Genomic DNA, 20,151 nt, shown 5'->3' with positions numbered 1-20,151 from the left:
AAATCATCAGGGAGTCGTCAGCAAAGGCTTGAAGTGCCGCCGCCCCGCCCCCATGTCCGCGCCATCATGCTGATTACCTGCCCCTATTGCCTGACCCGCAACCGCGTACCGCCCGAGCGCGCCACCGAAGACCCCAGCTGCGGCCGCTGCGGCAAGGCCGTGCTCGACGGCCGGGTGCACGAGCTGGACGAGGCCGGCTTCGACGCGGTGGTGGCGGGCAGCGAGCTGCCGGTGCTGGTCGATTTCTGGGCGCCCTGGTGCGGGCCCTGTCGCATGATGGCGCCGCAGTTCGAGGAGGCGGCGCGCCAGCTCAAGGGCCGCGCCCTGCTGGTCAAGGTCAACAGCGACGAGGCGCCGCGTTTGTCGCAGCGCTTCACGATCCGCAGCATCCCCACGCTGATCCAGTTCCGCGAAGGGCAGGAGTTGCAGCGGATGTCGGGCGCCTTGCAGAGCGCCCAGATCATCGGCTGGCTGAAGTAACAAGCCTCAGGCCAGCCGGCCGACCGGCAAAGCCTGCGGTGCCGCCACCTGCTTGCGCCAGCGGGTGATGCCCAGCCCCAGCGCGACGACCAGTTGCAGCGAGCCGTACAGCCAGATCGGCACGCCTGCCCATCGGTAGAGCGCATAGCCCAGCAGGGCGCTGGAGATCACGCCGAAGACCAGCAGCACCGGCCCGTGGCCCTTGCTGGTCTGGCGTGCCCAGTCGCGCCAGACCATCACTATCGGCAAGAGATAGGCCAGGAGGAAGGGCAGGAGCATTTCCGCGGGCGCGCCGCTGAAACCCATCACGGCCATGGCGACAGCCAGGCCGAGCAGCCATGTCAGGCCGAACTGCATCAGCCACTGCCGGGCCAGCAAGCGATTCAAAGCCTGGCCGCGCGGCACGCCGGGCAAGAGCACCAGCAGGCGCTGCTCATTGCGGGTCTTGTCCAGGGTGCGGGCGATGCCGGTCAGCGGGCCCAGGAGCGCGCTCATCAGGCCGATGGTCAGGCCGAAGCTGCCGGCGCGCAGGAAGTCGACGAAACTGATCGGAATCCAGACGCTGCCCAGGCAGACCAGGCCGAAAATCGTGCCGAAGATGACGCAGCCGCTGAGTTGCGCGGTCCAGTGCGTGGCCGGGCCCAGGCCCAGCATGAGACGGGAGCCGATGCTCGCCGCGTCTGTTCGGCTGCTGAGCCGGCGCAATTGGCGGCGATAGGGGCCCTGCACCAGCGCGGTGATCCAGGAGAGGGGCGCTGGTAGCTTGCTGCTGTCCCAGGCTTGCGCACCTTCGCCCTGGCGGGCCATGTCGCGCCAGCGTTCGGAGCGAGCGTAGGCCTTGCGGTGTGTGCCATTGCCCTCGCCCAGCACCTGAAGCAGCGGCAAAGGCGGCAGCACGAGGCTGATCAATGCGCACAGCGCAGGCCGGCTGTTCAGCAGTTCGACGGCCTCGGTAAACAGGCCATGGCGGTAGAGCCAGAAGCCGAGGAAAGGCGCGACCGACAGCAGCGTCCAGCCCAGCGGCCAGCGCATCAGGAGGCCCAGCGCGGCCATGCCCCAGGCCGACACGATCCAGGCAGGCAGCGGCGGCAAGCCCATCATCGAGGCGCCCACGGCCATCGGCAGGCTGCTCAGCAACCAGCCCGCCACGAGCACCTGGCGCAGGCGGGGCAGATGGCCCGGCACCAGGCGGGCAGAGTTCGGATGGTTCTGCTCGAGCAGATTGACAACCAGACCGCCCCAGTAGATGGCTGCAACGGTCATGATGAGGTTGCCGCCGATGATGCCGGCCACCTTCGCGTTGCCCATGACCATCAGCACCACGGCCAGCACGAGCACCAGAGCGGCCACGATGGCCAGCGTGCGCCAGCCCTTGTCGTTGCTGCGCTGCTGCAGGCCGTGGGCCAGGATCAGCTTGTAAGGCGTGGTGTTCATTGCGTCAGCTCCATGAAGAGGTCTTCCAGCGTCGGCGTCTGGCTCGGCAGGGCAACTGGCAACTCGGGCAAGCCTTCGCTGAAGCGGACCAGCCAGCGCTCACGGCCGCCGTCCAGCGCTTGGGCCGTGAGTCGGGTCGCGCCACGGACATGCAAGAGCGTCTGCAACTGGCTGCTCGGGCCGGTCACGAGGCGGCAGCTTTCCAGAAGCTCGTCCAGCGGTGCCTGCAGGGCGATGCGGCCCTGGCTCAGGAAGGCGATGTTGAAGGCCACGCGCTCCAGGTCGGAGAGGATGTGGGTGGAGAACACCACGGTCGTGCCCCGGTCGATCACCTGCTCCACCAGCTCGCGCAGGAAGTCGCGGCGGCCGGCGGGGTCGAGGCTGGCCACGGGCTCGTCCAGCACCAAGAGGTCGGGCTCATGGGCCAGCGCGCGGATGATGGACAGGCGCTGCTTCTGGCCGCCGGAGAGCTTGGCGATGGGCTTGTCGCGGGCGATGTCCCAGCGCGACATCAGGCCCTCGACCTTGGCCTCGTTCCAGCGCGGATAGAAGCTGCGGAAATAGGCCAGCAGCTGGGTCGGCGTCAGCCACTCGAACAGCTCGGCCTGCTGCGGCACATAGCCGATGCGGGCGCGCGCCGCGTCGTCCAGGCCGGCCACCGGCTGGCCGAACAGCATCGCCGTGCCGGCTGTCGGTTCGCGCAGGCCCAGCAGCGTTTCCAAGAGCGTGGTCTTGCCACCGCCATTGCGGCCGAGCAGGCCGACGACCTGCCCCGGCAGCAGCTGCCAATCGATGCCGCGCAGCACCTGCTGCGTGCCGTAGTTGACCTGGACGCCTTGCAGATGCGCCGAGGCGCTCGGCTGCGCCTGTTCGGCGTGCAGGCCGACGCTGAGTTTGGAAGCGAGCATGGAGGTGGCGGTGTTCATGGGATGGTCTTCCTTCTTCTTCACTTCGGTTCTTCGGCAAGGATCTGCTTGAACAGGCCGAGCGCCTGGGTGGCGGGCAGTTCCAGCTGGCGGCTTTCAGCGGCGGCGCGTTCCAGCGTCGGCCGCAGGAGTTCGATACGTTCGGTGGCAGGCTGAGCCTTCCGGTGCATGGCGGCCACCACCATGGGCAAGCCCCGCCGCCGCTCGAACAGCCCTTCGGCTTCCAGCTGGCTGTAGGCCTTGGAAATCGTCATCGGATGCACGGCCAGCGCCGCCGACAACTCGCGCACCGAGGGAATCTCCTGGCCCGCCTTGAGCTGGCCGGCGGCAATCAGCCGCCGCGCCTGCTCGATCAGCTGGCGGTAGATCGGCTCGGTGGAGCCGGTGTTGATGTGAAAGAGGGTGGTGTCGCTCACGGCTGGTCCCTACGTGTACTAGTACAATAGTACACTTGGACGCCGAAAATCAAGTCCTGTTCGAAAGGGTGGGGCGACGCCCCCCCGATTCAGGGCATCAGCCGATAGCCCACCGCCGTCTCCGTCAGCAGATGGCGCGGCCGCGCGGGCTCGGCTTCCAGCTTCTGACGCAGATTGCCCATGTAGACCCGCAGATAGTGGCTGTCATCGGCATGCGAGGGGCCCCACACGGCCTTGAGCAGCTGACGGTGCGTGAGCACCTTGCCGGCGTTGGCGATCAGCTGGGTCAGCAAGCGGTACTCGGTGGGCGTGAGGTGCACAGCCTCGCCGGCTCGCAGCACACGCCGCGCCGCCAGGTCGACCTCGACCTCGCCGAAGCGGAACAGGGTCTGCGCAGGCGCGTCCGAAGGCGCTGCCGATTGGCGCCGCCGCTGCGCCACGCGCACGCGCGCCATCAGCTCGCCGATGCCGAAGGGCTTGCTCAAGTAGTCGTCGGCGCCGGCGTCGAGGGCGGCAATCTTGTCTTCCTCGGCCGTGCGGGCCGAGAGCACGATCACAGGCACGCCCGACCAGGCACGCAGGTCGCGCAGGTACTCCACGCCGTCGAGATCGGGCAGGCCCAGGTCCAGCACGATCAAGTCCGGGTGGCGGGTGCCGGCATCAACCAGGCCCTGGCGGGCGGTCTCGCATTCATGCACTTGCCAGCCTTCGGCCTCGAGCGCCAGGCGCACGAAGCGGCGGATGCTGGGCTCGTCTTCGACGATCAGGGCGACGGGTTCGTTCATTCGGGTTCGATCTCGGGCATCTCGGGCGGTTGACCCAGCGGCAGCTCGATGCGGAAGCGCGCGCCGCCGCCGGCCACTTCGGCAGCCTCGGCCCAGATGCGCCCGCCATGGGCTTCGACGATGGCCCGGCAGATTGCGAGGCCCAGACCCACGCCCGGCGTGCTGGACTCCCGCTCACCACGGGTGAACTTGTCGAACAGGCGATCGATCTGCGCGGCCGGGAGGCCAGGGCCATTGTCGGCCACCTCCAGCTGCAGCTTGTCGTCTGCGCTGCGCGCCGCGATGCGGATCACGCTGCCCGGCGGCGTGTACTTGGCCGCGTTCTCCAGCAGGTTGCCCAGCACCCGTTCCATCAGCGCAGCATCGAGGTTCAGCAGTGGGAGGCCTTGTGGCAAGTCCAGCTCGATGCGGTGGCCGGCCAGCACCTGCTCCAGCGCCTGCAGGCTGCTGCCCACCACTTCGTCGAGCGGCTGCCACTGCAGGTTCAGCCGCACGGCGCCGCTCTGCAGTCGCGCCATGTCGAGCAGGTTGTTGACCATGGCACCCACGCGCTGCGATTGCTGGCTCAGGGTCTGAGCCAGCTCGCGGGCCTGGGCGTCCAGGCCCGGCTGAGCGGCCAGGGTCTGGGCCATGCCGTAGACCACGGCCAGCGGTGTGCGCAGGTCGTGCGACAGGGCCGACAGCAGCGAGTTGCGCAGCCGCTCGGACTCGATCTGCACCAGCGCGCCCTGCGCCACCTCGACGTAGTGCACCCGCTCCAGCGCCTGGGCGACGATGCGGCCATAGGTCTCCAGCTGCGCGCGCAGCTCGGGCTGCAGCACGCTGCGGTTGCTGCTCGGGCGCAGCGCCAGCACGCCGCGCGTGCGCATCGCGGCCGACAGCGGCAGGAAGAACCAGGGGCTGCCGGGCAGGGTGTCGGTGGCCAGGCCCGCGGGCTGGTCGTGGTCGAAGGCCCAGCGCGCGGTGCCGGCATCGGGTCTCTCCGCATCGGCCAGCGCCGCCTCGCGCGGCGAGGGCTGCAGGCGGTCCTGCAGGTCCAGCGAGTAGACGAGGGCCTGGCCATGCACCTCGCGCGCCAGCGCCTGTTCGGCAATCTCCAGCACCTGCTCGGTTTGCAGCGCGCCGGCCAGGTCGCTCGTGAGCTCGAACAGCGCACGGGCCCGGGTCTCGCGCTCGGCCGACACGCGGGCCTGGTAGCGCAGGCCCGCCGTCAGCTGGCCGGTGACCAGGCCCACGGCCAGCATCACGGCAAAGGTGACCAGGTACTGCACGTCGGAGACCGCGAAGCTCAGCTTGGGCTCGACGAAGAAGAAGTCGAACAGGCCCACGCTGAGGAAGCTGGCCAGCACGGCCGGCCCCCGCCCCAGCCTCAAGGCCACACCAACCACGGCCAGCAGGAACAGCATGACGATGTTGGCCTGCGCGAAATGCCATTGCAGTGGCCAGCTCAGCGCGGCTGTCAGGGCGCAGGCCGCAGCGGCCAGCCCGTAGTGGCGCGCCTGGCGAGGCCAGTCTTGTTCGTCACTGCGCTTGTGCGTCTCGACGTCCGGCGCCACCGGCGAGGCCGCCACGGCCACCACGTCGAGTTCGGGCGCCACCTCGCCCAGGCGTTGCGCCAGTGGCCGCGGGCCCGCCAGACGTCGCCAGGCCGACAGCGGCTCGCCCCGGCCCAGCATCAGCTTCGAGAGGTTGTGCTCGCGCGCATGCGCGGCCAGGGCGACGGCCGGGTCCTGCTGTTGCAGCACGGCCGTGGTGGCCCCGAGCTCATGGGCCAGCCGCACGACGCGCAAGATGCGCTCGCGCTGGGCGTCGGGCAGGCGCTGCAGCGCCGGCGTCTCCACATAGACCGCATGCCAGCTGACGTTGAGCTGCTGGGCCAGCAAGGCGGCGCTGCGCACCACGCTCTCGGCGGAAGGCGTGGGGCCGATGGCGCAGAGGATGGCGGCCTCGGTCTTCCAGACCTCGGCCACGCGCTGGTTGCTGCGCCAGGCCTGCACGTCGTCCTCGACCCGGTCGGCCGTGCGCCGCAGCGCCAGCTCGCGCAGGGCCATCAGGTTGCCCTTGCGGAAGAAGTGCTGCGTGGCACGCTCGGCCGCCGCACCGGTATAGACCTTGCCGGCCTTCAGGCGCGCGAGCAGCTCGTCGGCCGGCGTATCCACCAGCACGACCTCATCGGCCCGGTCGAAGAAGGTGTCGGGCAGGGTCTCCTGCACCCGCACGCCGGTGATGCCACCGACCACGTCGTTGAGGCTCTCCAGGTGCTGGACGTTGAGCGTCGAGTAGACGTCGATGCCGGCGGCCAGCAGTTCCTCCACGTCCTGCCAGCGCTTGGGATGGCGCGAGCCGGGGACGTTGGCGTGCGCCAACTCGTCCACCAGGATCAGCGCGGGCTTGCGAGCGAGCGCGCCGTCGAGGTCGAACTCGGGCAGGCTCTTGCCCCGGTACTCGATCAGCTTCGGCGCCAGCGGCGGCAGGCCCTCGGCCACGGCCACCGTCTCGCTGCGGCCGTGCGTCACGACCACGCCGGCCAGCACGTCCACGCCCTCGGCCTTGAGCTTGCGCGCCGCCTGCAGCATGGCGTAGGTCTTGCCCACGCCGGCCGAGGAGCCGAAATAGATGCGCAGCTTGCCGCGGGCAGCGGCCGCCTCGTCCTCACGCAGCTGGGCCAGCAGCGCGTCGGGGTCGGGTCTTGTGTCGTCCATCACAGCCAGCCGGCGCGGCGGAAGCGCCACCACAGAAAGGCACAGACCGTGGTGATCAAGCCGAGCGCGGCCTGGTAGCCCCACGCCTTCTTGAGCTCGGGCATGTGCTCGAAGTTCATGCCCCAGATGCCGGCGAAGGCGGTGGCCACGGCGAAGATGCCGGCCCAGGCCGCCAGGCGCTTGGTCACATCGCTGTCCTCGATCGCCACCATTGACAGATTGGCCTGGATGGCAGTGGCGACGGTCTCGCGCACCGACTCGATGGCCGCATGGATGCGGGCCACATGGTCGGCCACGTCGCGGAAGTACTCGCCGGTGCGTGCGCACAGCGGCGGCGTGCGGCCGCCGTGCAGCTTCAGCAGCATCTCGACCATGGGCGCGACGGCGCGGCGCAGCTTCATCAGCCGGCGCTTGAGTTCGTACAGGCGCTGGATGTTGTCGCGCTGGGCCCCGCGCATGAAGATGCTCTGCTCGATCTCCTCCAGCTCCGCCTCCAGCAGGTCGACGATGGGGAAGTAGCGGTCCACCACCGCGTCCATCAGCGCGTACAGCACAAAGCCGGGGCCGTGGGCCAGCAGCTCGGGCTCGCGCTCGCAGCGCTCACGCACGCCCAGGAAATGCAGCTTGCTGCCGCTGCGCACCGACAGCACGTACTTCGGGCCGCAGAACACGGCCACTTCACCCAGGCTGACATCGGCCGCCACCCAATCGGCCAGGCGCATCACGGCAAAGAGTGCGTCGCCATACTCCTCGACCTTGGGCCGCTGCTGGCCCTTGACCGCGTCTTCGACCGCCAGCGGATGCAGGTCGAACAGGCGCCGCCAGGGCTCCAGCTCACCGGGCGCCGGGTCGCGCAGCGCGACCCACAGGAAGCAGTCCGGCCGCTCGAGGTACTCGGCCAGCTCCTCGGGACGCTCGGGTGAGAGATCGGCGAGCTTGCGCCCGCCCTGGTAAGCCGCGCAGTTGATCAGCATCGCTGCATTCTCGCCGCGAGAACCGTGCTCAGAAGGTCTTGCCGACGCTGATAACTACCCCGGCCTTGCCCAGGCGCTTCGCGTTCTGGCCAGCGGCATTGCCCCCCTGGTAGTAGTCGCGCTTGGCATCGGTGCCCACGAGCGCGCCGGTCCAGGTCAGGCCGGCCATCTCCTTGGCGAGCGACAGCTTGTAGTCGCTGTACGAGAGCTCGCCATAGTGGCGCACGCTCACGTGGCCGGCATGCAGGCCCAGCGTGGCGCCGTTGCCGAGGTCGAGGTTGTAGTTCAGGTCCAGGTAGGTCGAGCCCTTGGAGGCACCGCGCGCCGGCAGGCTGCTGAAATACGCGTAGCCAGCGGTCGTCGAGTTCAGGCCGAAATAGTCGGTGGCGGCATACGACAGCTTGGCGCTGAAGGCGCCGGCCGAGACGGCGGCGTAGACGTCGACGTTGGTGTACTTCTCGTTCGTGGCCACGCCGGGCGCGCTGTTGAGCTTGGCGCCGGGGTAGCCATAGGCCAGGGCGCCCAGGTCCAGGGTCAGGTCTTGCGACAGGCTGAACTTCCAGCCGCCGTAGAGGTCCAGCTCCAGGCCGGCACCGTTGTTGTAGCTGTTGCCCGAGACGTTGGAGGCCCAGGTGCCCAGGTACAGGCCGCTGGCGTGCGAGTAGTCAAAACCGCCCTGCAGAGCCGGCAGCTTCCAGGTCTGGCTGATGCCGCGGAAGCGGTAGTCGGTGTTGAGGCTGATATTGCCGGTCAGCTGGTGCTCAGGCTTGGCGGCAGCCGCCTCTTCGGCACGGGCAGTGCCGGCCAGCAGGGCCAGGGCGGAGAGCAGGATCGTGGTCTTCTTGAAGTTCATCGCTTATTGCTTCTTGCTTGCGGCGTCGAGCGCCAGGTTGAGAGTGAGTACGTTGACGCGCGGCTCGCCCAGCACGGCCAGGTCGCGCTCGGCCGTGTGTGCGGCGATCAGGCGCTCGATCTCGGCGGCCGGCAGGCCGCGCTCACGGGCCACCCGGGCCAGCTGGTAGCGGGCGGCGGCCATCGTGATGTGCGGGTCCAGGCCGCTGCTCGATGCGGTGACCAGGTCGGCCGGGATGGGCAGCTTGTTGTCCGGATCTGCAGCGCGCAGCGCCTCGATGCGAGCCTTGACCGCCTCGGCCAGGGCCGGGTTCAGCGGCCCCTGGTTGGAGCCCGATGAGCCGCCGGCGTTGTTGCTCATCGGCCCGGTGGCCGACGGGCGGCCCCAGAAGTAGCGGGCCTCGCTGAAGTTCTGGCCAATCAGCTCGGAGCCGACGGCCTTGCCCTCGCGCTCAATCAGCGAGCCGGCGGCCTGCCTTGGGAACAGGCCCTGGCCCACGCCGGTCACGGCCAGCGGATAGAGAAAGCCGGTGACGGCGCTGAGCAGCACGAAGCTCACCAGCGCAGGACGGAGATAGGTCTTGATGATCATGATGTGGAGTCCTCTTCAGACGAGGTGCAGCGCGACCAGCAGCCAGTCGATCGCCTTGATGCCGATGAAGGGCACGATCAGGCCGCCGAGGCCGTAGACGAGCAGGTTGCGGCGCAAGAGCGCGGCGGCGCCGATGGCGCGGTAGGGCACGCCCTGGAGCGCCAGCGGGATCAGCGCGATGATGATCAGCGCATTGAAGATCACCGCCGACAGGATGGCCGAGTTGGGGCTGTGCAGCCCCATCACGTTCAGCGCCTCCAGCTGCGGATACACGCCGACGAACAGGGCCGGGATGATGGCGAAGTACTTGGCCACGTCGTTGGCGATCGAGAAGGTGGTCAGCGAGCCGCGCGTCATCAGCAGCTGCTTGCCGGTTTCCACCACTTCCAGCAGCTTGGTCGGGTTCGAATCGAGGTCGACCATGTTGCCGGCCTCCTTGGCCGCCTGCGTGCCGCTGTTCATGGCCACAGCCACGTCGGCTTGCGCCAGCGCGGGCGCGTCGTTGGTGCCGTCGCCGGTCATCGCCACCAGGCGGCCCTCGGCCTGGTAGTCGCGGATCATCTTCAGCTTGGCTTCGGGCGTGGCCTCGGCCAGGAAGTCGTCCACGCCGGCCTCGGCCGCGATGGCGGCGGCGGTGAGCCGGTTGTCGCCGGTGATCATCACGGTCTTGATGCCCATGCGGCGCAGCTGGGTGAAGCGCTCCTTGATGCCGCCCTTGACGATGTCCTTGAGCTCGACGGCACCGAGCACGCGGTTGCCTTCGGCAACAACAAGCGGCGTGCTGCCGCGACGGGCAATCTGATCGACGGCGTCGTCCACCTCACGCGGGAAGCGGCCACCCAGGCTTTCCACCCAGGCCTTGACGGCCGAGGCTGCGCCCTTGCGGATGCTGCGGCTGGGTGCAGCGGCATCGCCGAAATCGGCGCCGCTCATGCGCGTCTGCGCCGTGAAGTGGACGAAGTGCGCCTGCAGCTCCTGGATGTCGCGCTCGCGCAGATTGAACTTCTGCTTGGCCAGCACGACGATGGAACGGCCTTCCGGCGTCTCGTCGGCCAAGGAAGCCAGCTGGGCCGCATCGGCCAACTGCTGTTCGCTGACGCCCGGCGCAGGCAGGAAGGCACTGGCCTGGCGGTTGCCGAGCGTGATGGTGCCGGTCTTGTCCAGCAGCAGCACGTCCACGTCGCCGGCGGCCTCGACCGCGCGGCCCGAGGTGGCGATCACATTGGCCTGCATCATGCGGCTCATGCCGGCCACGCCGATGGCCGAGAGCAGGCCGCCGATGGTGGTCGGGATCAGGCAGACCAGCAGCGACACCAGGGCGGTGACCGTCACCACGGTACCGGCGCCGGCGGCTTCCACGCTGAAGATCGAGAACGGCAAAAGCGTGGCCGTGACCACCAGGAACACCAGGGTCAGCGCCACCAAGAGGATGGTCAGCGCGATCTCGTTGGGCGTCTTCTGGCGCTTGGCGCCTTCCACCATCGCGATCATGCGGTCGAGGAAGGACTCGCCCGGGTTGGCCGACACGCGCACCACCAGCCAGTCCGACAGCACGCGGGTGCCGCCGGTGACGGCCGAGAAGTCGCCGCCCGACTCGCGGATCACCGGCGCCGATTCGCCGGTGATGGCGCTCTCATCGACCGAGGCCACGCCTTCGATGACGACGCCGTCCAGCGCAATCATGTCGCCGGCTTCGACCAGCACCACGTCGCCCTTGCGAAGCTCGTCGGACTGCATCGGATGCCATTGGGCACCGTGCTTGGGCTCGTGCAGCTTCTTGGCCCAGGTGCGCGCCTTCAAGCCGCGCAGCGAGGCCGCCTGTGCCTTGGATCGGCCTTCGGCCAGCGCCTCGGCGAAGTTGGCGAACAGCACGGTGAACCACAGCCACAGCGCGATGGCCAGGATGAACATCCGGCCTTCGCTGCCGGCATAGGCCGCATCGAACAGGCTGGCCGCCCACAGGCCCGTGGTCAGCAGGCTGCCGATGTAGACCACGAACATCACCGGGTTGCGCCATTGCACGGCCGGGCTCAGCTTGGCAAAGGACTGGGCCAGCGCGGGCCGGACCAGCTGCGGGTCGAGCAGGCGAAGTTGCTTGTTGTTGTTGCTTGTAGTCATGTTGAGACCCTCCTCACTTCCAGAGCTGCAGGTTCTCGACGACCGGGCCCAGGGCCAGGGCCGGCACGTAGTTCAAGAGGCCCACCAGCAGCACGGTGCCGATCAGCAGGGCGATGAACAGCGGCCCATGCGTGGGCAGCGTGCCGTCGCCCACCGGGATGCGCTTCTTGGCGGCCAGGCTGCCGGCGATGGCCAGCACCGGCACGATCACGCCGAAGCGGCCCAGCCACATCACGAGGCCCAGCAGCAGGTTGTAGAACGGCGTGTTGGCGCTGAGGCCGGCGAAGGCCGAGCCGTTGTTGTTGCCGGCCGAGGTCAGCGCATACAGGATCTCGCTGAAGCCATGGGCGCCAGGGTTGGCGATGCCGGCCTTGCCGTCTGCCGCCAGCACCGCGATGGCGGTGCCGATCAGCACGACCAGCGGCGTCACCAGGATGGCGACCGAGATCATCTTCATCTCGAAGGGCTCGATCTTCTTGCCCAGGAATTCGGGCGTGCGGCCGATCATCAGGCCGGCGATGAAGACCGCCAGCAAAGCGAAGATCAGCATGCCGTACAGGCCGGTGCCGACGCCGCCGAACACCACCTCGCCGAGCTGCATCATCACCAGCGGCACCATGCCGCCCAGCGGCGTCATCGAGTCGTGCATGCTGTTGACGGCGCCACAGGAGGCCGCCGTGGTGATGACGGCGAACAGGGCGCTGTCGGTGATGCCGAAGCGGGTCTCCTTGCCTTCCATATTGCCGCCCGCTTGCAGGCTGCTGGCCTGCTGGTCAACGCCCAGGCCCGCGAGCACCGGGTTGCCGGCCTGCTCGGCCGACGTCGCAGCGACCACGCCGACGGCGAAGATCAGCGTCATCGCGGCCAGCACGGCCACTCCCTGGCGCTTGTCGCCCACCATCTGTCCGAACGTGAAGCACAGCGCCGCCGGGATCAGGAAGATGGCGAGCATCTGCACCCAGTTGGACAGCGGCGTCGGGTTCTCGTAGGGGTGGGCCGAGTTGGCATTGAAGAAGCCGCCCCCGTTGGTGCCCAGCATCTTGATCGCCAGCTGCGAGGCCACCGGGCCCATGGCGAGCTGCTGGGTTGCAGTCGAGGCATCCTCGGTCACGGCCTGACCTTTTTCATCCTTCAGCGGCTGGCCGTCAGTGCCGAGCTTGGGCGCCTGGTACTTGTTGACTTCAAGCGTCGTCACATCCTTGTAGGCATCGAAGTTCTGGATCACGCCCTGGCCGACGAAGAACACCGCCAGCACAAAGGAGATCGGCAGCAGCACCCACAGCGTGATGCGCGTCAGGTCGCTCCAGAAGTTGCCCACATCGCTGGAGAGCTTGCGCGCGAAGCCGCGCATCAGCGCGAACACCACGGCGATGCCGGTGGCGGCCGACAGGAAGTTCTGAACCGTCAGCGCCAGCATCTGGGTCAGGTAGCTCATGGTGGACTCGCCGCCGTAGCCTTGCCAGTTGGTGTTGGTGACGAAGCTGATCGCGGTATTGAAGGCCGAGTCGGGCGTGATCGCGCCCATGCCTTGCGGATTGAGCGGCAGCACGGCCTGCAAGCGCTGCAGCGCATAGACCGCCAGCACGCCGATGAAGTTGAAGACCAGCAGCGCGATCGCGTAGCGCTTCCAGCCCATGCCCGCACCGGCATCGACACCGGCCACGCGCAGGAGGCCGCGCTCGATGGCCCCCATCCAGCGCGGCAGCCGGCCCTCGGCCACGGCAGTCAGCCAGCGCGACAGCGGCCAGGCCGCCAGCAAAAGAACGCCCAGGTAGAGGGCGAGATGAGTCCAGGCCATGTTGCCCATGTCAGAACTCCTCGGCGCGCCAGAGCGCAATCAGCAAATAGAGGAAGAGGCCGGCAGTCGCGAGACCGGCAGCCCAGTAGAGAAGATGGGGTGTCATGGCCGACCTCCGAGGCGCTCGCTGGCTTCGGCCAGGCCGAGCAGCAGTGCGAACAGAAGGGCGGCGAGCCCGAGATACAGCCAATCCATGGCTTGCTCCAACGCGTTTGTTGCGATGCAGCAGAGGTTAGGGAGGGGCGCCTCAACTTGTTGTCGAGAGCCGGGGCGGCGGTATCAAGAAGTCGTAAAGATGGATTGCGGCGGATGCTTCTTGACGCCGGCTTGATGCGCCGGAGCGAAAGCTTGGCGGCAGCTTGAGACCCCTCGACCTAGATTGAAGGCCTCGCAACAACGGCGCCCTGGTGGGGCGCCACCGCCATGAATCAGCGCATCGCCATCCTCCAGCACGAGTCGGCCCAGGGCCCGGGCATCCTGATGGACTGCCTGCGGCGCCAGAGCTTCGAGAGCGAGCTCTTTGCGCCCGGCGAGGCGCGCCCCGGCAGCTTGCAGCGCTTCTCCGGTCTGGTGGTGCTGGGCAGCAATGCCTCCGCCAATGGCGAGGATGGCTGGGTGGCCGAGGAGCTGGCGCTGGTGCGACGCGCCATCGAGGCGGACGTACCGGTACTCGGCCATTGCTTCGGCGCCCAGTTGCTCGCCCGGGCCATGGGTGCGCGCGTGCTGCGCAACCCCTGGCCGCAGATCGGCTGGCAGCGCCTGGCGATCACACCGCCGGCGCGGGCCTTGTTCGGCGGCCGCGAGCAGGTGGAGGTCTTCAACTGGCACTACGACGGCTTCGACATCCCGCGTGGCGCCACGCGCACCATGTTCGGCCGCTACAGCCTCAACAAGGGCTTCCGTCATGGGCGCCACCTGGGCTTCCAGGGCCACCTGGAGGTCACGGCCGACGGCGTGCGCGCCTGGTGCGACGAAGCGGGTGATGAACTCGCTCGCGCTCGGGGCCCGGCGGTGCAGGATCGCGAGCAGATGCTTGCCGGCTTGCCCGCGCGAGCCGCCGCCCTGCGCCAGATCGCCGCCACGGTCTATGCCAACTGGGTCGCGACCTTCCCGAGACCGCTGCTGGTGGCGGCCCGGGCTTGATGCGGGCCGAATGAGCGTTCAAGGCGCGTCCAATCCGCGTCTAATGCAGCTCGCCGGGCGCTCCTGCCCATCTGGATCCGACATGACGTACCTCCACCGCCTCGCCCTGCTCTGTGCCGCCTGCCTGCCTCTGGCCACCGAGGCCGCGCCCCGCTGCCTGGCCTATGCGCCCGCCGTGTCAAGCATCGGCGGCCGCCTGGAGAAGGTCGGCAAGGCGCCAGGCGAGGAGTCCCTGGTGCTCGTCCTCATGCAGCCCGCCTGCATGGCGGCCGGCCGCGAGCAGGCGGATGCGAAGGCGATCAAGCAGGTGCAGCGCGTGCTGATCGTGGCGGATGCGCGCCGCCATGCGCAGCTCAGCAAGCGCGTGGGGCAGCGAATGAGCCTGCGCGGGCGGCTGAGCCCCGCAGCGGCCGGGCCGCACCGCGCGCCCTTGCAGCTGGCGCTGGTGATGCCCGAGTAGAGCGCTGCAGAGCCCTTCAGGCGCCGCGCGTCACCGGCATGTGCACCTTGTCGGCCGGTAGCTTCATGTGGCTGGCCAGCTCCAGCTTGGCCAGCGAGTTGCGGTGCACCTCGTCCGGGCCATCGGCCAGGCGCAGCGTGCGCTGGTGGGCCCACATCATGGCCAGCGGCGTGTCGTCCGAAACGCCCATGCCGCCGTAGACCTGGATCGCCCAGTCGATCACCTTCAAGGCCATGTTGGGCGCGACGATCTTGATCATCGCGATCTCGGCCTTGGCGACCTTGTTGCCCACCGTGTCCATCATGTAGGCGGCCTTGAGCGTCAGCAGGCGGGCCTGCTCGATGCTGCAGCGCGACTCGGCAATGCGCTCCTGCGTCACCGTCTGCTGGGCGATGGTCTTGCCGAAGGCTACGCGGGCGATGGCGCGCTCGCACATCAGGCCGAGCGCGCGCTCGGCCGCGCCGATGGAGCGCATGCAGTGGTGGATACGGCCGGGGCCGAGGCGGCCCTGCGCGATCTCGAAACCACGGCCCTCGCCGAGCAGGATGTTGGAGACCGGCACGCGCACGTTCTTCAGCTCGACTTCCATGTGGCCGTGCGGCGCATCGTCGTAGCCGAACACATTGAGCGGCCGCAGCACGCTGATGCCTGGGGCATTGGCCGGCACCACGATCATCGACTGCTGCTCATGCCGACCCGCCTCGGGGTTGGTCTTGCCCATCACGATGTAGACCGCGCAGCGCGGGTCGCCCGCGCCCGAGGACCACCACTTGCGGCCGTTGATCACGTACTCGTCGCCATCGCGCTCGATGCGGCATTCGATGTTGGTGGCATCCGACGAGGCCACGGCCGGCTCGGTCATCAGGAAGGCCGAGCGGATCTCGCCCTTCAGGAGCGGTTCCAGCCACTGGTCCTTCAACGACTCGGAGGCATAGCGCTCCAGCGTTTCCATGTTGCCGGTGTCGGGCGCCGAGCAGTTGAAAACCTCGGGCGCCCAGGACACGCGGCCCATGATCTCGCACAGCGGCGCGTACTCGAGATTCGACAGCCCTTCCGGCGCACGGTTCGACTTGGGCAGGAACAGGTTCCACAAGCCGGCGGCGCGGGCCAGCGGCTTCAGTTCCTCGATCACCGTGGTCGGCACCCAGGCATTGCCCTTGGCCCGGTTGGCAGCAACTTCGGCGTGGAAGCGGTGCTCGTTCGGGTAGATGTGCTGATCCATGAAGGCCAGCAGGCGTTCGCGCATCTGCTGGACCTTGGGGCTGTAGTCGAAGTTCATGCTCATGGCGGCGCTCCTTGGCTGGCGTGCGGCAAGTGTGGCGCAGCGCGCAGCGGCTGGCTGTCGCGCAGGCAGCAGCCGCAAGGGCCGGAGGCACAATCGCGCGCCGATGACGATGCACACCGAGGTCCCCGACGCGACATCCCCGCAGGCCTATCCGGCGCTGCAATGGGAGATCCAGGCTTTGCGCGGCCTGGCGGTGGGGGCCGTGCTGCTGTTCCATGCGCAGCTGCTGCCAGCCGGCTACCTGGGTGTGGACCTGTTCTTCGTGATCTCGGGTTTTCTGATCACCGGTCTCGTGCTGCAGGGCCAGCGGCAGGGGCGCTTCAGCCTGGTGGCCTTCTACTGGCGGCGCGCCAAACGCCTGCTGCCGGCCGCCTATGCCTGCCTGGCCGCCGTGGTGCTGGCCGCGCCCTGGTGGCTGAACCGCGCCGAACTCGCGGACCTGCGGGAGCAGCTGTGGGGTTCGCTCGGCTTCGCCAGCAACCTGGTGCTGTGGCAGCAGACCGGCTACTTCTCTGGCGTGGCCGAGCGCAAGCCGCTGCTGCATTTCTGGTCGCTGTCCATCGAGGAGCAGTACTACCTGGTCCTGCCCCTGCTGCTGCTGGCCCTGGCCTGGCGCGCGCGGTCGGCACAGGCCGCCTGGCATCGCCACCATGCAGCCTTGCTGCTGGGCTGCGGGATCAGCCTCGGCTTCTGCCTGTGGCTGGCACCGCGCCATGGCGCAGCCGCCTTCTATCTGCTGCCAACTCGCGCCTGGGAGCTGGGGCTCGGATCGCTGGGTGCGCTGTGGGTTCAGGGCGCCCAGGGCCAGCCGCTGGGCTGGCTGCGCGCCGACCGCTGCCAGGGCCTGCTGCGCCGGCTTCAACTGCCGCTGGTGATCCTGCTGCTGGCCGCGCTGATGGGCCGTCCGGCTTCGTGGTGGGCGGGAGCCGTCCATCCTGGTACCACCGCCCTGCTGGTGGGCGTGAGCACGCTGCTGTTGTTGCTGAAGACGCCCGAGCGTCGCGCCGCCCCGCTGCTGCTGTGGCCGCTGCTGCGCCTCGGTGACTGGTCGTACTCGCTCTACCTGCTGCACTGGCCACTCCTGGCCTTTGCCAGCAATGCCTGGGTGGGCGCGGGGCCGGTGCCCCTCGGCTGGCGGCTGGGCGCCTTGCTCGTGGCCCTGCTGGCCGCAGCCGGCCTGTACCGCTTCCTCGAGTCGCCCTTGCGGCAGGCCGAGATCCGGCCCTCCTGGCGCGGCCTGGCCTTGGTGCTGGGCCTGAGCAGCCTGCTCGCACTGGCGCCGCTGCAGCTGTGGCCGCAGGAAGCGCCGAGGCCCGGCCAGCCGACCCGCCAGGCCGACGAAGGCCATGGCCTCGGCCCCAGCTGTGACCACGTCGCGCCCTTCAAACCGAGTGCCGCCTGCCTGCGTCAGGCCGCCGACGGCACGGCGCCGCGTTGGCTGGTCTGGGGGGATTCCTATGCGATGCAGCTGGTGCCCGGCCTGCTGCCTTCGGCGCCAGGCCTGGTGCAGGCCACGATGTCGTCCTGCGGGCCCTTCACGCACTTGCTGCCCTACCGGCCCGAGCGCGTGGGCAGCGAAACCTACGGACGCCGCTGGACGGAGCGCTGCCAGGCCTTCAATGCCTCGGTGCTGGACTGGCTGAGCCGCCGCCCCGAGATCGACACGGTGATCCTCTCCAGCGTGCTGATCCAGTATGTCGATGCGCAGCAGTACCAGCAGCTGGATTGGTCGGTCGATGGCGGCCCAAGGCCGCAGCGGCTTGATCGCACGCGATTGCTGCGCGAGGCTGGCCAGTTCGTGGCAACGCTGCAGCAGCTGGGCAAGCGGGTGGTCTGGGTGGCACCGCCGCCGTCCTCGGGCTTCGACATCGCGGCCTGCACCGAGCGGCTGGACAGTGGCCGCCTCACCCTCGGTGCGCCGGCCGACTGCTCGGTGGCCCTGGCCGACTACCACCGCGAGCGCGCCCAGGTGCTGAGCCTGCTCGATGAACTGGCGCAACTGCCCGGCCTGCATCTGCTGCGCTTCGACCCCCTGCTTTGCGACCAAGAGCGCTGCGCAACGCGGCTTGATGGGGTGCTGCTGTACCGCGATGCCGGCCACCTCAGCAACGCCGGCATGCAGAAGCTGGCGCAGCGCCTGGACTGGGCGGTCCTGCTCAGGCCGTCAGCAGCTTCTCCTCCGCCAGAGCCAGCGCTTCGCTGACGCCGGAGATCACCAGGGTGTCGCCGGCGCGCAGGCTGAGTTCGTCGTCGGCCTGGACCACGGCGCCACCGGCACGGCGGATCGAGACCACGGTCACGCCGACCGCATGCAGGGCCAGATCGCCCAGCTTCTCGCCGGCATGGGGGCTGGCCTGCGGCAAGGTGATGCTGCGCAGCCGGGCCTGCGCCCGCTCCTCGATGCCGTCGTCGTCGGCGCCATGGAAGTAGCCGCGCAAGAGGCCATAGCGCGCATCCCGCGCATCGCGGGTCAGGCGGATCACGCGGCGCATCGGCACGCCCACAAGCGCCAGCGCATGGCTGGCCAGCATCAGCGAACCCTCGATGGCCTCGGGCACGACCTCGGTGGCGCCAGCGGCGCGCAGGCGCTCGAGGTCGCTGTCGTCGATGGTGCGGACGATCACCGGCACCTGCGGCGCATGGGCCTGCACCAGGTGCAGGATCTTCAGCGCCGAGGGCGTGTCGGGGTAGGAGACAACCACGGCGCTGGCGCGCGCCAGGCCCGCCGCCATCAGGCTCTGCAGCTTGGCCGCGTCGCCGAACACCACGCTCTGGCCGGCAGCGGCGGCCTGGCGCACACGGTCGGGGTCCAGGTCCAGGGCCATGTAGGGGATGTGCTCGGTGTCCAGCAGGCGCGCCAGGTTCTGGCCGCTGCGGCCGTAGCCGCAGATGATGACGTGGGCTTCGTTCTTGATCGACTTCTTGGCAATCGTCGTCAGCTGCAGCGACTGCAGCATCCAGTCGCTGCTGGACAGCTTCATCACGATGCGGTTGCTGTACATGATCAGGAAGGGTGTGGCCAGCATCGACAGCACCATGCTGGCCAGCACCGGGCTGATCCACTGCGGTGCGATCAGGCCATGCTGACCGCCCAAGGTCAGCAAGACGAAACCGAACTCGCCGGCCTGGGCCAGGTAGATGCCGGTGCGCAGCGCCGTGCCGGCCGGGGCACGCATCACGCGCGCCAGGCCCGCGATCAAGGCCGCCTTGGCAAGGATGGGCAGCAGCGTCAGCAGCAGCACCAGCGGCCATTGATTGATCACCGGCCGCCAGTCCAGCTTCATGCCTATGGTGATGAAGAACAGGCCCAGCAGCACGTCGTGGAAGGGCCGGATGTCGGTCTCCACCTGGTGCTTGTATTCGGTCTCGGCAATCAGCATGCCGGCCACGAAGGCCCCGAGCGCCAGCGACAGCCCGGCATGCTCGGTCATCCAGGCCAGGCCCAGGGTCATCAGGAGCAGGTTGAGCATGAACAGCTCCTCGCTCTTGCGCCGCGCAACGAGCGTGAGCCACCAGCGCATCGCCTTCTGGCCACCCCAGAACAAGAGGCCGAGCAACACCGCCGCCTTGAGGCCGGCCCAGGCCAGCGACTGCAGCATCACCGTGCCCTCGCTGTTCAGCGCCGGAATGAGCACCAGCAGCGGCACGACGGCCAGATCCTGGAACAAGAGCACGCTGATCACGCGCTTGCCGTGCTCACTCTCCAGCTCCAGCCGCTCGGCCATCAGCTTGACGACGATGGCCGTGGAGCTCATGGCCATGGCCGCGCCCAGCACCAGGGCGCCCTGCCAGCCCAGCTCCCAGCGAATCCCGAGCAGGCCCATGGCCCACTCGAGTAACTCATTGCCGATCAGGGTGCCGACGATGCTGACCACCACCTGCGCGAGGCCCAGGCCGAACACCAGGGTGCGCATCGAGCGCAGCTTGGGCAGGTTGAACTCCAGCCCGATCACGAACATCAGGAACACGACGCCGAACTCGGCCAGGTAGCGCACGCCAGCCGTGTCCTTGGCAAAGGCGAGGGCGTTCGGGCCTATCAGCACGCCCACGGCCAGGTAGCCCAGCATCGGCGGCAGCTTGAGCGAGCGGCAGATCACCACGCCGGCCACGGCAGCCACCAGGTAGAGCAGGACGAGTTCCAGCGAAGTCATGGGGCGATGGTAAGGGGTGAGCTTCGTCACCCCAG

17 protein-coding genes are annotated in these 20,151 nt (G+C 68.7%); 4 read left to right on the top strand and 13 right to left on the bottom strand.

Going from position 1 to position 20,151, the window contains the following annotated elements; genetic code table 11:
- Positions 1-66 precede the first annotated feature (66 nt).
- A complete protein-coding gene (trxC, locus tag J7U46_RS16405; protein WP_282827758.1) occupies positions 67-480 on the top strand; it encodes a thioredoxin TrxC in 414 nt (137 codons plus the stop codon).
- Between the two features lie 6 nt (positions 481-486).
- Here the strand turns inward: trxC and J7U46_RS16400 are convergent, their stop codons facing one another.
- The 11 genes from J7U46_RS16400 to J7U46_RS16350 form a co-directional block, all read right to left on the bottom strand.
- Entirely contained in the window at positions 487-1,914 is a 1,428-nt protein-coding gene (locus tag J7U46_RS16400; RefSeq protein ID WP_282827756.1) for a hypothetical protein, read from the bottom strand.
- A complete protein-coding gene (locus tag J7U46_RS16395) occupies positions 1,911-2,840 on the bottom strand; it encodes an ABC transporter ATP-binding protein (protein WP_282827754.1) in 930 nt (309 codons plus the stop codon). Before J7U46_RS16395 ends, J7U46_RS16400 begins: the two co-directional genes overlap by 4 nt.
- A gap of 20 nt (positions 2,841-2,860) precedes the next feature.
- Positions 2,861-3,256 (bottom strand): GntR family transcriptional regulator, encoded by a 396-nt coding sequence (locus tag J7U46_RS16390; RefSeq protein ID WP_282827753.1) that lies wholly within the window; start codon positions 3,254-3,256, stop codon positions 2,861-2,863.
- Between the two features lie 89 nt (positions 3,257-3,345).
- Entirely contained in the window at positions 3,346-4,041 is a 696-nt protein-coding gene (gene kdpE, locus J7U46_RS16385) for a two-component system response regulator KdpE (protein WP_282827751.1), read from the bottom strand.
- Positions 4,038-6,743 (bottom strand): DUF4118 domain-containing protein, encoded by a 2,706-nt coding sequence (locus J7U46_RS16380; RefSeq protein WP_282827749.1) that lies wholly within the window; start codon positions 6,741-6,743, stop codon positions 4,038-4,040. The genes kdpE and J7U46_RS16380 overlap by 4 nt, the downstream gene beginning before the upstream one ends.
- A complete protein-coding gene (locus J7U46_RS16375; RefSeq protein WP_282827747.1) occupies positions 6,743-7,717 on the bottom strand; it encodes a magnesium and cobalt transport protein CorA in 975 nt (324 codons plus the stop codon). The genes J7U46_RS16380 and J7U46_RS16375 overlap by 1 nt, the downstream gene beginning before the upstream one ends.
- A 28-nt stretch (positions 7,718-7,745) precedes the next feature.
- Complete coding sequence (locus tag J7U46_RS16370; protein ID WP_282827745.1) at positions 7,746-8,570, bottom strand: TorF family putative porin; 825 nt, start codon at positions 8,568-8,570, stop codon at positions 7,746-7,748.
- Positions 8,571-8,573: 3 nt separating this feature from the next.
- On the bottom strand, positions 8,574-9,161 hold the full coding sequence (kdpC, locus tag J7U46_RS16365) for a potassium-transporting ATPase subunit KdpC (protein WP_282827743.1): 588 nt from the start codon (positions 9,159-9,161) through the stop codon (positions 8,574-8,576).
- A 15-nt stretch (positions 9,162-9,176) separates the two neighbouring features.
- Positions 9,177-11,279 carry a potassium-transporting ATPase subunit KdpB gene (gene kdpB / locus J7U46_RS16360; RefSeq protein ID WP_282827741.1) on the bottom strand — a complete coding sequence of 701 codons (2,103 nt, stop codon included), beginning with the start codon at positions 11,277-11,279 and terminating at the stop codon, positions 9,177-9,179.
- Positions 11,280-11,292: 13 nt separating this feature from the next.
- Complete coding sequence (gene kdpA / locus J7U46_RS16355; protein ID WP_282827739.1) at positions 11,293-13,086, bottom strand: potassium-transporting ATPase subunit KdpA; 1,794 nt, start codon at positions 13,084-13,086, stop codon at positions 11,293-11,295.
- A gap of 1 nt (position 13,087) precedes the next feature.
- A complete protein-coding gene (locus J7U46_RS16350) occupies positions 13,088-13,183 on the bottom strand; it encodes a potassium-transporting ATPase subunit F (protein ID WP_282827737.1) in 96 nt (31 codons plus the stop codon).
- Between the two features lie 317 nt (positions 13,184-13,500).
- Between J7U46_RS16350 and J7U46_RS16345 the strand changes: the two genes are divergently transcribed.
- A complete protein-coding gene (locus J7U46_RS16345; protein ID WP_282827735.1) occupies positions 13,501-14,220 on the top strand; it encodes a type 1 glutamine amidotransferase in 720 nt (239 codons plus the stop codon).
- Between the two features lie 82 nt (positions 14,221-14,302).
- Complete coding sequence (locus J7U46_RS16340) at positions 14,303-14,680, top strand: hypothetical protein (protein WP_282827733.1); 378 nt, start codon at positions 14,303-14,305, stop codon at positions 14,678-14,680.
- 16 nt (positions 14,681-14,696) lie between these two features.
- On the opposite strand, the gene J7U46_RS16335 is transcribed toward J7U46_RS16340, so the two are convergent.
- Positions 14,697-15,959, bottom strand: coding sequence for an acyl-CoA dehydrogenase family protein (locus J7U46_RS16335; protein WP_282828206.1), 1,263 nt, complete (start codon positions 15,957-15,959; stop codon positions 14,697-14,699).
- 109 nt (positions 15,960-16,068) lie between these two features.
- Here J7U46_RS16335 and J7U46_RS16330 point away from each other — a divergent pair, with 109 nt between their 5' ends.
- Positions 16,069-18,168, top strand: a complete 2,100-nt coding sequence (locus tag J7U46_RS16330; RefSeq protein ID WP_282827731.1) for an acyltransferase family protein — start codon at positions 16,069-16,071, stop codon at positions 18,166-18,168.
- Here J7U46_RS16330 and J7U46_RS16325 read toward each other — a convergent pair.
- Positions 18,122-20,116 carry a cation:proton antiporter gene (locus J7U46_RS16325; RefSeq protein ID WP_282827730.1) on the bottom strand — a complete coding sequence of 665 codons (1,995 nt, stop codon included), beginning with the start codon at positions 20,114-20,116 and terminating at the stop codon, positions 18,122-18,124. The two genes, J7U46_RS16330 and J7U46_RS16325, sit on opposite strands and share 47 nt — an antisense overlap.
- Positions 20,117-20,151: the final 35 nt, after the last annotated feature.

Origin of the sequence: Pelomonas sp. V22 (assembly GCF_030014915.1) — a bacterium.
In the GTDB taxonomy this organism is placed as follows: Bacteria; Pseudomonadota; Gammaproteobacteria; order Burkholderiales; family Burkholderiaceae_C; genus JAUASW01.
The sequence above is the reverse complement of the archived record's forward strand: the minus strand, read 5'-3'. Positions and strand labels throughout refer to the sequence as shown.